The organism is Mesorhizobium sp. C399B (assembly GCF_030323185.1).
In the GTDB taxonomy this organism is placed as follows: domain Bacteria; phylum Pseudomonadota; class Alphaproteobacteria; order Rhizobiales; family Rhizobiaceae; genus Mesorhizobium.
The window spans coordinates 3,181,361-3,194,435 of the sequence record NZ_CP100472.1; the positions used below are offsets into that span (position 1 = coordinate 3,181,361).

Sequence of the window (13,075 nt, forward strand, 5' to 3'; positions counted from 1 at the left end):
TCCAGCTATGCAAGGAGAATGACCATGACTGCAACCGCGCCCATCCGCTGGGGGGTACTCGGGCCCGGCGACATCGCCAAAGCGTTCGCCCGCGGCGTGGCAGGCTCGCGCACCGGCACGATCGTGGCGCTCGGCGCCCGCAATCCCGGCAAGGCAGGCCTGGCCGAGACGTTTCCCGGCGCCCGCATCCTCGACGGTTACGACGCGCTGCTCGCTGACCCCGAGGTCGACGCCGTCTATATCGCCATCCCGCATCCCGGCCATGCCGAATGGGCAATCAAGGCGGCGGAAGCCGGCAAGCATGTGCTGTGCGAAAAGCCGCTGGCGCTGACCGCCTTCGAGGCCGACGCCATGATCCATGCTGCGCGCAAGGCCGGCACCTTCCTCGGCGAAGCGTTCATGTACCGGCTGCACCCGCAGACGGCGAAGCTGGTGGAACTCATCAAGTCGGGCGTCATCGGCGATGTCAGGCTGATGAAGTCGAGCTTCGGCTTCGCCATGCCGGGCTTCATGCCCGAGCACCGGCTCTACGCCAACGATCTCGCCGGCGGCGGCATCCTCGATGTCGGCGGCTATCCCGTCTCGATGGTGCGGCTGATTGCCGGGGCTGCGACTGGAAAACCCTTCGCCGAGCCGGACAAGGTTGTCGGCACCGCCCATCTCGGCAAGTCCGGCGTCGACGAATGGGCCTCGGCGCTGCTGCATTTCCCCGGTGGCGTCGTCGCCGAGGTGTCCTGCAGCATCTCGCTGAAACAGGACAATGTCCTGCGCATCCTCGGCACCAAGGGCCGCATCGAGGTGCCGGATTTCTGGTTCGCCGGCGGCGGCAACCGCGATGGCGGCCCTGGCCGGATCGATGTAATTCTCGCCGACGACACGCGCGATACCATCAGCGTCAACGAAACCCGCCATCTCTATTCCTTCGAGGTCGACGCCGCCGGCGAGGCGATCCTGGCCGGCAAACAGGAGTTCGCCTGGCCGGGCATGAGCTGGGCCGACAGCCTCAGCACGCTGCGCGTCCTCGACAGATGGCGCGCCGCCGTCGGGCTCGAATATGAGATCGAAAAGCCGGCTAAGCGAACCAACACCATTTCGGGCCGGCCGCTGCGCACCGGCGGCACGGCCATTGGCAAGCGCAAGATTCCGGGCCTGTCGAAGCCGGCCTCCGTGGTGGCGCTCGGCTTCGAGGATTTCCGCACCTTCTCGTCGGGCGCAATCCTGCTCGACGCCTTCTTCGAGACCGGCGGCAATCTGTTCGATACCGGCTATGTCTACGGCGCCGGCTACACCGAAACGCTGCTTGGCCAGTGGCTCAGGAATCGCGGCGTGCGCGAGCAGTCGGTGATCATCGCCAAGGGCGCCCACTCGCCGCTCTGCTATCCCGATGTCATCGGCAAGCAGCTCGCCCAGTCGTTGGACCGGCTGCAGACCGACCATGTCGACCTCTATTTCATGCACCGCGACAACCCGGATGTGCCGGTCGGCGAATTCGTCGATGCGATGGACGCCGAGGTCAAGGCCGGCCGCATCCGTGGCCCGTTCGGCGGCTCGAACTGGACGATGGCGCGCATGGACGAGGCGATTGCCTATGCCGAGCGCACCGGCAAGCAGAAGCCCGGCGTGCTCTCCAACAATTTCTCGCTGGCCGAGATGCTGGAACCGATCTGGGCCGGCTGCATCACCTCGTCCACCGACGACTGGAAATCCTGGTTGACGAAAAGGCAGATGCCCAACTTCGCCTGGTCGAGCCAGGGCCGCGGCTTCTTCACCGACCGCGCCGGCCGCGACAAGCAGGACAATGAGGAGCTGGTGCGGGTCTGGTATTCCGAGAAAAATTTCGGCCGCCGCGACCGCGCCATCGAGCTGGCGCAGCGCCTGGGCAAAAGTCCGATCCACATCGCGCTCGCCTATGTGCTGGCGCAGCCTTTTCCGTCGGTGCCGTTGATCGGCCCGCGCACGCTGGACGAGTTGGAGGACAGCTTGAAGGCGCTGGATATCAAGCTGTCGGCGGAGGATGTGGCGTGGCTGGATAGCGGGCCGGAAAGGCGGCGGGCTTAGCAGCTAATCTCCCCCCTTGAGGGGGAGATGTCGCCGAAGGCGACAGAGGGGGTCGCCTCGCGTGGAGCGCTAACCTCCTTCTGCAGCGGCAGGTAGGCCGAGCCCAGTCGAACTGACCCCCTCTGGCCTGCCGGCCATCTCCCCCGCACGGGGGAGATTAGCGGCTCATGCGTTCCACCTACCGATCGATCCGTGTCGACAAAATAATCGACGACGACGTCCGCTCGACCCCGTCCATCGCCCCGATCTCGTCCAGCAACGCATCCAGATCCCTGATCGACGGCGCGTCGACGATGACGATCATGTCGAAATTGCCGCTCACCGAGTGCAGCGTCCGTACCGGCGGCAGCGCCTGCAGCGCCCGCACCACCTTGTCGGCGAGCTTGGGCGTGACGGTGAGCAGCACATGCGCCCGCACCAGCCCCTGCTCGTAGTCCGGCGCCATCCGCACGCCATAGCCGGTGATGATGCCGCGCTGTTCCAGCCGCTCGATCCGGCTCTGCACCGTCGTGCGCGAAACGCCGAGCTGGCGCGCCAGCTCAGTGGTCGATGCGCGGGCATTGGCGCGCAGCAAGGAAAGCAGTTTTTGTTCGGCGTCAGTGAGCATTTCGACGAACTTTATCGGCGTATTGATCAATTGTGGGGTTCGTTTCGAACAGTTTCACGCTTCCTTTCGGCAGGCAAGCTGCGATTCTTGAAGGCATCGCGTCCACCGCGCGCGGTCTGGGCCAAAGAGTTTTCACGAGGGGCAAGGTCATGAAGAAAATCATCGTCGTCGGCGCCGGCAAGATCGGCTCGACCATTGCAGGCATGCTCGCCGACACCGCCGATTACCACGTCACTGTCGTCGACCGCGCCGCCGCCCAGCTGGCAGCAGCCGAACTCCCCACCGGCGTCGAGTCGCTGGAGCTAGACATCGCTACTCCCGGCGCACTCGAGGCCACCCTTGCCGGCGCCTTCGCCGTGCTGAGCGCCGCGCCCTTCCATTTGACCACACGCATCGCCGAAGCGGCCGCCGCAACCGGCGTCCACTATCTCGATTTGACCGAGGACGTCATCTCCACCCGCCGCGTCAAGGAACTGGCGCGTTCGGGCAAGGGCGCGTTCATTCCGCAATGCGGCCTTGCGCCGGGCTTCATCTCGATCGTCGCCAATGATCTCGCCAGCCGCTTCGACACGCTGGAAAGCGTTCGCATGCGCGTCGGCGCGCTGCCGCAATACCCGTCCAATGCGCTGAACTACAATCTGACATGGAGCACCGACGGCGTCATCAACGAATATTGCGAACCCTGCGAGGCGATCGTCGAGGGCGAGCTGATCGAAGTGCCGCCGCTGGAGGAGCGCGAAGAGTTCTCGCTCGACGGCGTCACCTATGAGGCCTTCAACACCTCCGGTGGGCTCGGCACGCTGGCCGAGACGCTGAAGGGCAAGGTGCGCACGCTGAACTACCGCACCATCCGCTATCCCGGCCACGCGGCGATCATGAAGGCGCTGCTCAACGACCTCGGCCTGCGCCACCGCCGCGACGTGCTGAAGGATATCTTCGAGAGCGCCCTGCCGGCAACGCTGCAGGATGTGGTCATCGTCTTCGTCACCGTCTCGGGCCGCCGCAATGGCCGCCTGCTGCAGGAAACCTACGCCAACAAGATCTATTCGCAGCGCATCGGCAACCAGGTGCGCAGCGCAATCCAGATCACCACCGCCTCCGGCATCTGCGCCGTGCTCGACATGCTGGCCGACGGCACCTTGCCGGCGACCGGCTTCGTCAAGCAGGAAAACATCGCGCTGGATGCGTTTCTCGCCAATCGTTTTGGGCGCGCTTATGCGCAGCACGAGATGGTAAGCCGGCTGGCAAGCTGAGCTACTTCACCCTCCCCCTTGTGGGGAGGGTCGGCTCGCGGTCGAAGCGAAGCGGAGATTGCGAGACGGGGTGGGGGTGAGCGCCAACGGTCGGCGCGAGGACCCCCACCCCGCCCCGCTTCGCGATCGACCCTCCCCACAAGGGGGAGGGTGAAGCGCCCGCTACTTCCGCAGAGCCATCGGTCGTCCGAGCAGAAACCGGATGAAGTTGCCTGCGGTCCGCGGCGCCATGCGGGGCTGCGTCGCCTGTCGTGGCGCGCTTTGCCTTCGCGCTGGCACCTTGGGTTCGACACCCGGTCGGCCCACCGTGAAGGAGGGCCCCGAGACCGGCTTCCCCCTCAACACGTTGGCGGCGTTGTTGTCATGGATGACGATGCACCATTGCGCGCCCTTCGATGCCGCCACGACGGTGTTGAAGCGCGTCGCCATTTTTGCGTGGTGCTCGCTGTAGACGCCGCTCATCGCCGGCGATCTCCTTTCGACCAGCGTGCCGAACGCCGACGTGACATAGTCGTGGTGCGTGTAGCGTCCGCTTGCCGTGTCGAAATTCTGGCCGTCCGGAAAGGCAATGTAGAGCGGCTGCAGGTCCACCACACGCTTTTCGATCTCCCGGCGCGCGTAGTGCTCGACGCGCTCCATGAAGGTCGGCGCCAGCGCGTCGTCGCTGTCGAGCCGCGTGAGCGAAACATAGTCGGCATCGGTATCGGCCTGGACGAAGGCATTGAAGCGATCATTGTAATCCTCGCCCGCCTCGACAAGGATCGGCCTGACGTCGACACCGGCCACGCAGCTGCACACGGTGCGAATATAGTTCTCGTGCGTATCGGCATCGAACGCCAGAAGGACGGTAAAATCCTTCAGCGACTGGCCTTCGAGCGACGACGCGCAATAGGTGTCGAACAACGCCAGGCGCTCGACCAGCCAGACCGGGTCGAGATTGGCGCGGCCCTTTCCGTCCCACTGGCTTGGCTTGAAGCCAGCGGCGATGTTGTAGCGTATGGCGATGTATTTCTTCAGGCCGGTGTCCATGGACCGACACTTAGTACATTCCGCTGATCTGCGACAACCAACGGCTGAGCGGCCACCCTCCCCCTTGTGGGGAGGGTCGGCTCGCGGTCGGAGCGAAGCGGAGATGGCGAGACGGGGTGGGGGTGAGCGCTGACGGTCGGCGAGGACCCCCACCCCGCTCCGCTACGCGGATCGACCCTCCCCACAAGGGGGAGGGTAAGCGCACTTCAAATATGCAGCGCGTGGCCCAGCGCCTTCAGCGCCGCTTCCTGGAAGCCTTCGCCTTGCGTCGGATGCGCATGGATGGTCCCGGCGATATCCTCCAGCCGCGCGCCCATTTCCAGCGCCAGGCCGAACGCCGCCGCCAGTTCCGACACGCCTTGCCCGACCGCCTGGATGCCCAGCACCAGATGGTTGTCCGCGCGGGCGACAACACGAACAAACCCGTCCTCGCCGAGTTTCGTCATCGCCCGGCCGTTGGCGGCGAAGGGGAACTGGCCGATCTTGATTTCGCCTGAAGCCTTCGCCTCCTCCGGCGTTAGCCCTGCCGTCACCAGCTCCGGATCGGTGAAGCAGACGGCCGGGATCGAGCGCTTGTCCCAGCTGCGCTTGTGGCCGGCGACGATCTCGGCCACCATTTCGCCTTGCGCCATCGCCCGGTGCGCCAGCATCGGCTCGCCGGTGACGTCGCCAATGGCATAGACGCCGCGCATCGAGGTGCGGCACTGGTCGTCGATCTTGATGAACTTGCCGGCCATGTCGAGATCGATCTGATCGAGGCCCCAGCCCTCCGTCACCGGCTTGCGGCCGACCGTGACCAGGATCTTGTCTGCCGCGATTTTGGTGCTCTTGCCGTCCGCGGTCTCGACCAGCAGCGCGTCGCCCTTGTCCCCCTTGGCCTTGGCGCCAAGCATCACCTCGACGCCGAGCTGGGCCAGCCGTTTCACCACCGGCCGGGTCAGTTCCGCATCATACTGCGCCAGCACGCGCGGCAGCGCCTCGACCACGGTCACCGCGGCGCCCATTTTGGCGAACGCCATGCCGAGTTCCAGCCCGATATAGCCACCGCCGACCACCGCGAGCCTCTTCGGCACTTCGCTGAGAGCCAGAGCCTCCGTCGACGAGATCACCGGCCCGCCGAACGGCAGGAACGGCAGTTCGACCGCCGCCGAGCCGGTGGCGATCACCACGGTCTCGGCGCGGATGATCTGCGTGCCGGTCTCGGTCTCGACCGCGACGGTCTTGCCGTCGCGAAAAGTCGCCCAGCCATAGACGGTCTTGACCTTCGCCTTCTTCAGCAGCCCGGCAACGCCACTGGTCAGCCGGCTAACAATCCCGTCCTTCCAGGCTACCGTCTTGCCGAGATCGAGCAAAGGAGCCGTAGCCGAAATGCCGAGGGGGCTGCTGCCGCCGGCCATTTGCGCGACCTTCTCGAACTCTTCCGCCGCATGGATCATTGCCTTGGACGGGATGCAGCCAACATTGAGGCAGGTGCCGCCCGGTTTGCCGGCTTCGACGATCACCGTATCGATGCCAAGCTGTCCGGCGCGAATGGCGCAGACATAACCGCCAGGCCCGGCGCCGATGACCAGCAGCTTGCAGGAGATTTCTTTCATCTTGGCTGTCCTTTCGGCGAAGGCCGCCGCGCGCCTTTCCTTCTCCCCTTGTGGGAGAAGGTGGATCGGCGCGATAGCGCCGAGACGGATGAGGGGTGTTCCAGCGAAGTGAGACGTTGGCGTTCCCTGGAACACCCCTCATCCGTCGCCTTCGGCGACACCTTCTCCCACAAGGGGAGAAGGTGGAGCCTGGATCCCAACGCCTCGCGCATCTCGCTCATCACCCTCAATCCACAAATATCAGCGCCGGCGTCTCAATCAGCGCCTTGATCCGCTGCACAAACACCGCCGCATCCCAGCCGTCGACCACCCGGTGATCGAAGCTCGATGACAGGTTCATCATCTTGCGCGGGATGAACTGGGTGCCGTCCCAGACCGGCCGCACCATCATCTTGTTGACGCCGACGATCGCCACCTCAGGATGATTGATGACCGGCGTCGTCGCCACGCCGCCCATGGCGCCGAGCGAGGTGATGGTGATGGTCGATCCCGACAGCTCGTCGCGGCTGGCCGTGCCGGACTTCGCCGCTTCGGCCAGGCGGTTGAGCTCGGCCGCGCAATCCCAGAGGTCGCGCGCCTCGGCGTGCTTGACCACCGGCACCACCAGGCCCGACGGCGTCTGCGCGGCAATGCCGATATGGACGCCGCCATGCTGATGGATGATGCCGGCCTCGTCGTCGAACAGCGCGTTGATGTTGGGCTGGTCGGCAATCGCCTTGACCATCGCCCGCATCAGGAACGGCAGCAGCGTCAGCTTCGGCCTCTCCACACCCTTGCGCTTTTCCTTGTTGAGCGCCGCGCGCAACTCCTCAAGTGCTGTGACGTCGATCTCCTCGACATAGGTGATGTGCGGGATGCGTGACTTCGCCAGCGACATTTTTTCGGCGATCTTGCGCCGCAGTCCGATGACCTTGATATCCTCGACGCTGTCATTGCGCGCCAGACCCGACGCCTTCGCTACCTGCGGTCCGCGTGCCAGGAATGCCTCGATATCTTCGTGGCTGATGCGGCCGGCAGGGCCGGTACCCGACACCTGGCGCAGATCGATCCCCGCCTCCTTCGCCCTGAGCCGGATGGCGGGCGACGCCAGGGGCTTTTCGCCCTCCGGGCGCGGCGCGCCGGAGGGTGCCGCACCTTTAGATGTCGGCGCAGCACCCCCACCCTTAGCCCCTCCCCACAAGGGGGAGGGGGATTCTGTCTCAGCTGCCCGTGCGCTTTTGGCTGCTGGTGCAGGTGGTGGCGACTTGGCGTCGGATTTCGTGGCCGAGACGCCTCCCTCTTGTGGGGGTCCGGAGGACGGGCGAAACCCGTGGCTCGCCCCGGCAGGGGTGGGGGTCGGTGCCGCCGTGACCTCTGACGATTTCGAGCCTTCGGCGACATTGCCCTCCCCCGCCACTTTCAGCCGCACGATCGGCGAACCGATCGCCACCGTGTCGCCGATCTCCGCGCCCAACCACAGAATTTCGCCATCGACCGGTGAAGGGATTTCCACCGTCGCCTTGTCGGTCATCACGGCAGCAAGCACGCTGTCCTCGCGCACGAGATCGCCGACCTTGACATGCCATTCGACCAATTCAGCCTCGGCGACACCTTCGCCGACATCGGGCAGCTTGATGATGTGTTCGCCCATCCCTAGGCTCCCATGGTTTCGATCAAGGCGCGGCCGACCCGCGCCGGCCCCGGAAAATACTCCCATTCCTGCGCATGCGGATAGGGCGTGTCCCAACCGGTGACGCGCGCCACCGGCGCTTCCAGATGGTAGAAACAATTCTCCTGCACCAGCGCCGACAGCTCGGCGCCGAAGCCGGAGGTCAGCGTCGCTTCATGCACGACGACGCAGCGTCCGGTCTTCTTCACCGAAGCGACTATTGTGTCGAGGTCGAGCGGCAGCAACGTCCTGAGATCGATGATCTCGGCGTCGATACCGGTTTCTTCCACGGCGGCCTGCGCGACATAGACCATGGTGCCGTAGGCAAGCACGGTGACGGCGGAGCCCTGCCGGCGGATCGCCGCCTTGCCGAGCGGCACGGTGTAATGGCCATCGGCGACTTCGCCGAGTTCATGCTTCGACCATGGCGTCACCGGCCGGTCGTGATGGCCGTCGAACGGGCCGTTATAGAGCCGCTTCGGTTCGAGGAAGATCACCGGATCGGGGTCCTCGATCGCCGCGATCAGCAGGCCCTTGGCATCATGCGGGTTGGACGGCACCACCGTCTTCAAGCCCGATACATGGGTGAACAGCGCTTCCGGGCTCTGGCTGTGCGTTTGGCCGCCAAAGATGCCGCCGCCGGTCGGCATGCGGACAACGATCGGGCAGGTAAAATCGCCATTCGAGCGGTAGCGCAGCCTTGCTGCTTCCTGCGTCAGCTGGTCGTAGGCCGGATACATGTAGTCGGCAAACTGAATTTCCACGCACGGCTTCAGCCCGTAGGCCGCCATGCCGATGGCCGAACCGACAATGCCGGATTCGTTGATCGGCGCGTCGAAGCAGCGGCTCTTGCCGTATTTGGCCTGCAGGCCATGGGTGACACGAAAAACGCCGCCGAAGAAGCCGACATCCTCGCCATAGACGATGACGCGTTCGTCGCGCGCCATCGACACATCCATAGCGTCGCGGATCGCCTCGATCATGGTCCGTCTCGGCATGGTTCAGACTCCCGCCTGCTGGCGCTGGCGTCTGAGATGCGGCGGCATCTCGGCAAACACGCCCTCGAACATTTCGCGCGTCGACGGCTTGCCGCCGGCATGCAGCGTGCCGTTGCTTTCGGCCTCCTTCTGCGCCGCGATCACCGTCTCCAGGATCTCCGCTTCCGCCTGGGCGTGGCGCTCGTCCGACCAGACGCCGCGCTGGATCAGGTGGTTCTTCAGCCGCATGACCGGATCGCCGAGCGGCCAGGCGTCGGATTCGGTCTTCGGCCGGTAGGCCGACGGATCGTCCGAGCTCGAATGCGCGCCGGCGCGGTAGGTGACATATTCGATCAGCGTCGGCCCGAGATTATTCCGCGCCCTGTCCGCCGCCCATTTGGCCACCGCATGCACGGCGAGATAGTCGTTGCCGTCGACGCGCAGCGCCGGAATGCCAAAGCCCAACCCCCGCGCGGCAAACGTGCCGGAGCCGCCGCGGGCGATGCCCTGAAACGTCGAGATCGCCCACTGGTTGTTGACGACGTTGAGGATGACCGGCGCCTTGTAGGTCGAGGCGAACACCAGTGCCGAATGGAAATCGGATTCGGCCGTCGAGCCGTCGCCGATCCACGCCGCCGCGATTTTCGAATCGTTGGAGATTGCCGAGGCCATCGCCCAGCCGACCGCCTGGATGTACTGCGTCGCCAGATTGCCGGAGATCGAGAAGAAGCCGTGCTCCTTCGACGAGTACATGATCGGCAGCTGCCGCCCTTTGAGCGGGTCGGCTTCGTTGGAATAGATCTGGTTCATCATCGTCACCATCGGGTAGCCGTCGGCGATGAGCAGGCCAGCTTGCCGGTAGGTCGGGAAATTCATGTCGCCCGGCGCCAGCGCCTTGCGGAAGGCGCAGCTCACCGCCTCTTCACCGAGATGCTGCATGTAGAACGAGGTCTTGCCCTGGCGCTGCGCCATCTGCATGCGGGCGTCGAAACTGCGCAGCGTCATCATGTGGCGCAGGCCTTCGAGCAGCTCGTCGTCGGTGAGCAGCCCGGCCCACGGTCCGACCGCTTCGCCGTCGCGGTTGAGCACCCGGATGATCGAAAACGCCATGTCGCGGATGGTGCGCGGATCGACATCGATTTCCGGCCGCGGCACCGAGCCCGCATTGGGGATCGGCACGTTGGAAAAGTCGGGCGTTCCGCCCGGCCGCACCTCCGGCTCCGGCACATGAAACCGCAACATCCCAGCATCGGTCATGACCATGGTCCTCCCATTTGCCGCGGTGATATTTGCACATCCGCGCGGCGGGCGCAGTGCGAATTCATCGGGCGCCGAACCTGACCGGACGTCTCGGCCGGCAAGCGACCGCAAGATGCAGATATGTCGGCGAAATTTCTTGTCGATGTTGGGGGGCGGAACGCAATTTGGCGCAAGCTTGCGAGGGGATCGCCGCCAGATACGAGCGCGTGCTCCCTTCTCCCCTTGTGGGAGAAGGTGGATCGGCGCGTTAGCGCCGAGACGGATGAGGGGTGTTCCAGGGAACACCAACGTCTCACTCCGCTGGAACACCCCTCATCCGTCGCCTTCGGCGACACCTTCTCCCACAGGGGGAGAAGGGAAGAACGGTCGGCGCCTTTGCCTATCCCGTTCACTCCGCCCTCTCCCCATGCTAACCACCCCCTCATGGCACAGAAAAAGGGATACGAGGTCGATTCGTGGCTGGCGAAGCCGGACGCGCGCATCTCGATCGTCCTGCTTTACGGTCCCGATCGCGGCCTGGTCGCCGAGCGCGCAAAGGCCTTTGCCGAAAAGACCGGCCTGCCGCTCGACGACCCCTTCTCCGTCGTCCGCCTCGATGGCGCGGAGGTCGATCGCGACCAGGGCCGGCTGCTCGACGAAGCCCGCACCGTGCCGATGTTTTCCGACCGGCGGCTGCTATGGGTGCGCAATGCCAGCGGCCAGAAGCCGCTGGCCGAGGACGTCAAGGCGCTGACGGCGGAGCCCGCCCGCGACGCCATCATCCTGATCGAGGCCGGCGATCTCAAAAAGGGCGTCGGCTTGCGCGCAATCGTCGAGGCCGCCGACACCGCCATGGCGCTGCCTTGCTACGCCGATGAGGCCCGCGACATCGACAGCGTCATCGACGACGAATTGCGCAAGGCCGGCATGTCGATGGCGCTCGATGCGCGCCAGGCGCTGCGCCGCAATCTCGGCGGCGACCGGTTGGCCTCGCGCGGCGAGATCGAAAAGCTGGTGCTTTATGCGCATGGCCAGAAGGACATCGGCCTCGACGACGTCAGGGCGATGTCCGGCGACGTCTCCGGCGCTTCCTTCGACGATGCCGTCGACGCGGTGCTGGAAGGCAAAGTCAGTGACTTCGACATCGCCTTCACCCGCCACTGCCTGTCCGGCGGCCATCCCTTCCTGGTGCTGTCCTCGGCAATGCGCCAGCTGCAGCAGCTTCAAATCATGCGCGGCCAGATGGACACCGCCGGCCGCAACGCCGCCTCGGCCGTGGCCGGCGCCCGTCCCCCGGTGTTTTTCTCACGGCGCAAGCTGGTGGAAAAGGCGCTGGAGCGCTGGAACGTCGAGGCGCTCACCCGCGCGCTGAACCGGCTGCAAGCGGCGGTTCTGCAGACGCGGCGCAGGCCGGATTTGTCCGAAGCGCTGGCGCGACAGGCGCTGCTCGGCATTGCGGTGGAGAGCGCGAGGCTAGGGCAGCGGTAATCTCCCCCCTCGAGGGAGAGATGTCGCCGAAGGCGACAGAGGGGGTCGTCGCGCGTAGAGCGCTGGCATCCTCCGCATGAAGATGGCGTTGGCGATTGTATCGGGCGACCCCTTCTGGCCTGCCGGCCATCTCCCCCTCGAGGGGGGAGATACGCAGCTTCGGTGTTTTCGCCAACCACCAGCCACAAAAAAGGGCCGGTAGCCGCCAGCCCTTTTTCTTCATCTTAAGCCAGAACTTCATTCGCCGGCTAAATAACCTTGCGCCGCAATCGCCTAGCGCTCGTCCTTCAACCGCCGGCACAACTCATCCAGCTGCTCCAGGGTGCGGTAGTCCACGCGGATCGCGCCGCCCTTGCCCTTGTGTTCGATGGTCACGATCATGCCGATCGTGTTGGTCATCAGCTTTTCCAGCGCCAGCGTGTCGGCATCCTTGCCCGATCCGCCTGCGGGCTTTGCCTTGGGTGGCGTGCCGCCCGCCGGCATCTGCGCCAGCGCCTCGGCTTGGCGCACCGAAAGCCCTTCCTCGACGATCTGCTTGGCCAGCCCTGCCGGATCCTGCGCTGTCACCAGCGTGCGGGCATGGCCGGCCGACAGCGCGCCGTCGACCAGCATGTCGCGGATCACGTCGGGCAGCTTCAGCAGCCTGAGCGTGTTGGCGACATGGCTGCGGCTCTTGCCGATGACATTGCCGAGATCGGCCTGGGTGTAGCCATGATCATCGATCAACTGCTGGTAGCCCATCGCTTCCTCGACCGGATTGAGGTCGGTGCGCTGGACGTTCTCGATGATCGCCAGTTCGAGCGCCGTGCGGTCGTTGACGTCGCGCACAATGATTGGGATCTCGGTCAGCCCGGCGCGCTGCGCGGCGCGCCAGCGTCGCTCGCCGGCGATGATCTCATAGCGCCCGGCCTGGGTCGGCGACGGCCGCGCCACCACCGGCTGCACCACGCCATGCTCGCGGATCGACTGGGCAAGATCGGTCAGGTCGGCGTCGCCAAAATGCCGGCGCGGGTTTTTCGGGTTGGGGCTCAGGAATTCGATCGGCACCTTGCCGTCGGCATTCAGGCTCGGCTTTTCGGCCACAGCCGGGCGATCGATCTCGCCGATCAGTGCCGCCAATCCGCGCCCCAGTCTCTTTCTCGAAAGGTCTTCGCTCATTTCAATTCCAGATTCTTAATCGT

10 protein-coding genes are annotated in these 13,075 nt (G+C 65.2%); 3 read left to right on the plus strand and 7 right to left on the minus strand.

Features of this window, described 5'->3' with window-relative positions; genetic code table 11:
- Positions 1–24: 24 nt before the first annotated feature.
- Positions 25–2,058, plus strand: a complete 2,034-nt coding sequence (locus NLY36_RS15235; RefSeq protein ID WP_023685053.1) for an aldo/keto reductase — start codon at positions 25–27, stop codon at positions 2,056–2,058.
- A 178-nt stretch (positions 2,059–2,236) separates the two neighbouring features.
- Here the strand turns inward: NLY36_RS15235 and NLY36_RS15240 are convergent, their stop codons facing one another.
- Entirely contained in the window at positions 2,237–2,665 is a 429-nt protein-coding gene (locus tag NLY36_RS15240) for an Lrp/AsnC family transcriptional regulator (protein ID WP_023685052.1), read from the minus strand.
- A 149-nt stretch (positions 2,666–2,814) separates the two neighbouring features.
- Between NLY36_RS15240 and NLY36_RS15245 the strand changes: the two genes are divergently transcribed.
- Complete coding sequence (locus tag NLY36_RS15245) at positions 2,815–3,918, plus strand: saccharopine dehydrogenase family protein (RefSeq protein WP_023736719.1); 1,104 nt, start codon at positions 2,815–2,817, stop codon at positions 3,916–3,918.
- 162 nt (positions 3,919–4,080) lie between these two features.
- Here the strand turns inward: NLY36_RS15245 and NLY36_RS15250 are convergent, their stop codons facing one another.
- The 5 genes from NLY36_RS15250 to NLY36_RS15270 all read right to left on the minus strand — a co-directional run bounded on the left by NLY36_RS15250 (position 4,081) and on the right by NLY36_RS15270 (position 10,424).
- Positions 4,081–4,947 (minus strand): glycosyltransferase, encoded by an 867-nt coding sequence (locus NLY36_RS15250; RefSeq protein ID WP_023707473.1) that lies wholly within the window; start codon positions 4,945–4,947, stop codon positions 4,081–4,083.
- Positions 4,948–5,153: 206 nt separating this feature from the next.
- The gene (lpdA, locus tag NLY36_RS15255) at positions 5,154–6,542 is read right to left on the minus strand and encodes a dihydrolipoyl dehydrogenase (RefSeq protein WP_023736718.1); all 1,389 of its coding nucleotides are present in this window, start codon (positions 6,540–6,542) and stop codon (positions 5,154–5,156) included.
- 226 nt (positions 6,543–6,768) lie between these two features.
- Positions 6,769–8,172 carry a dihydrolipoamide acetyltransferase family protein gene (locus NLY36_RS15260; protein WP_023698106.1) on the minus strand — a complete coding sequence of 468 codons (1,404 nt, stop codon included), beginning with the start codon at positions 8,170–8,172 and terminating at the stop codon, positions 6,769–6,771.
- Between the two features lie 2 nt (positions 8,173–8,174).
- Entirely contained in the window at positions 8,175–9,188 is a 1,014-nt protein-coding gene (locus tag NLY36_RS15265; RefSeq protein WP_023736717.1) for an alpha-ketoacid dehydrogenase subunit beta, read from the minus strand.
- Positions 9,189–9,191: 3 nt separating this feature from the next.
- The gene (locus NLY36_RS15270) at positions 9,192–10,424 is read right to left on the minus strand and encodes a 3-methyl-2-oxobutanoate dehydrogenase (2-methylpropanoyl-transferring) subunit alpha (RefSeq protein WP_023736716.1); all 1,233 of its coding nucleotides are present in this window, start codon (positions 10,422–10,424) and stop codon (positions 9,192–9,194) included.
- A gap of 426 nt (positions 10,425–10,850) precedes the next feature.
- Here NLY36_RS15270 and holA point away from each other — a divergent pair, with 426 nt between their 5' ends.
- Positions 10,851–11,894: a DNA polymerase III subunit delta gene (holA, locus tag NLY36_RS15275; protein WP_023736715.1), complete on the plus strand. Its 1,044-nt coding sequence runs from the start codon at positions 10,851–10,853 to the stop codon at positions 11,892–11,894.
- A 273-nt stretch (positions 11,895–12,167) separates the two neighbouring features.
- On the opposite strand, the gene NLY36_RS15280 is transcribed toward holA, so the two are convergent.
- Entirely contained in the window at positions 12,168–13,052 is an 885-nt protein-coding gene (locus NLY36_RS15280) for a ParB/RepB/Spo0J family partition protein (protein ID WP_023736714.1), read from the minus strand.
- Positions 13,053–13,075 lie beyond the last annotated feature (23 nt).

What these genes read in the sequence shown, in the direction of transcription:
- NLY36_RS15235 (WP_023685053.1), top strand. Translation starts at nt 25, where the DNA reads ATGACTGCAACCGCGCCCATCCGCTGGGGGGTACTCGGGCCCGGCGAC.
- NLY36_RS15240 (WP_023685052.1), bottom strand. Translation starts at nt 2,665, where the DNA reads ATGCTCACTGACGCCGAACAAAAACTGCTTTCCTTGCTGCGCGCCAAT.
- NLY36_RS15245 (WP_023736719.1), top strand. Translation starts at nt 2,815, where the DNA reads ATGAAGAAAATCATCGTCGTCGGCGCCGGCAAGATCGGCTCGACCATT.
- NLY36_RS15250 (WP_023707473.1), bottom strand. Translation starts at nt 4,947, where the DNA reads ATGGACACCGGCCTGAAGAAATACATCGCCATACGCTACAACATCGCC.
- lpdA (WP_023736718.1), bottom strand. Translation starts at nt 6,542, where the DNA reads ATGAAAGAAATCTCCTGCAAGCTGCTGGTCATCGGCGCCGGGCCTGGC.
- NLY36_RS15260 (WP_023698106.1), bottom strand. Translation starts at nt 8,172, where the DNA reads ATGGGCGAACACATCATCAAGCTGCCCGATGTCGGCGAAGGTGTCGCC.
- NLY36_RS15265 (WP_023736717.1), bottom strand. Translation starts at nt 9,188, where the DNA reads ATGCCGAGACGGACCATGATCGAGGCGATCCGCGACGCTATGGATGTG.
- NLY36_RS15270 (WP_023736716.1), bottom strand. Translation starts at nt 10,424, where the DNA reads ATGACCGATGCTGGGATGTTGCGGTTTCATGTGCCGGAGCCGGAGGTG.
- holA (WP_023736715.1), top strand. Translation starts at nt 10,851, where the DNA reads ATGGCACAGAAAAAGGGATACGAGGTCGATTCGTGGCTGGCGAAGCCG.
- NLY36_RS15280 (WP_023736714.1), bottom strand. Translation starts at nt 13,052, where the DNA reads ATGAGCGAAGACCTTTCGAGAAAGAGACTGGGGCGCGGATTGGCGGCA.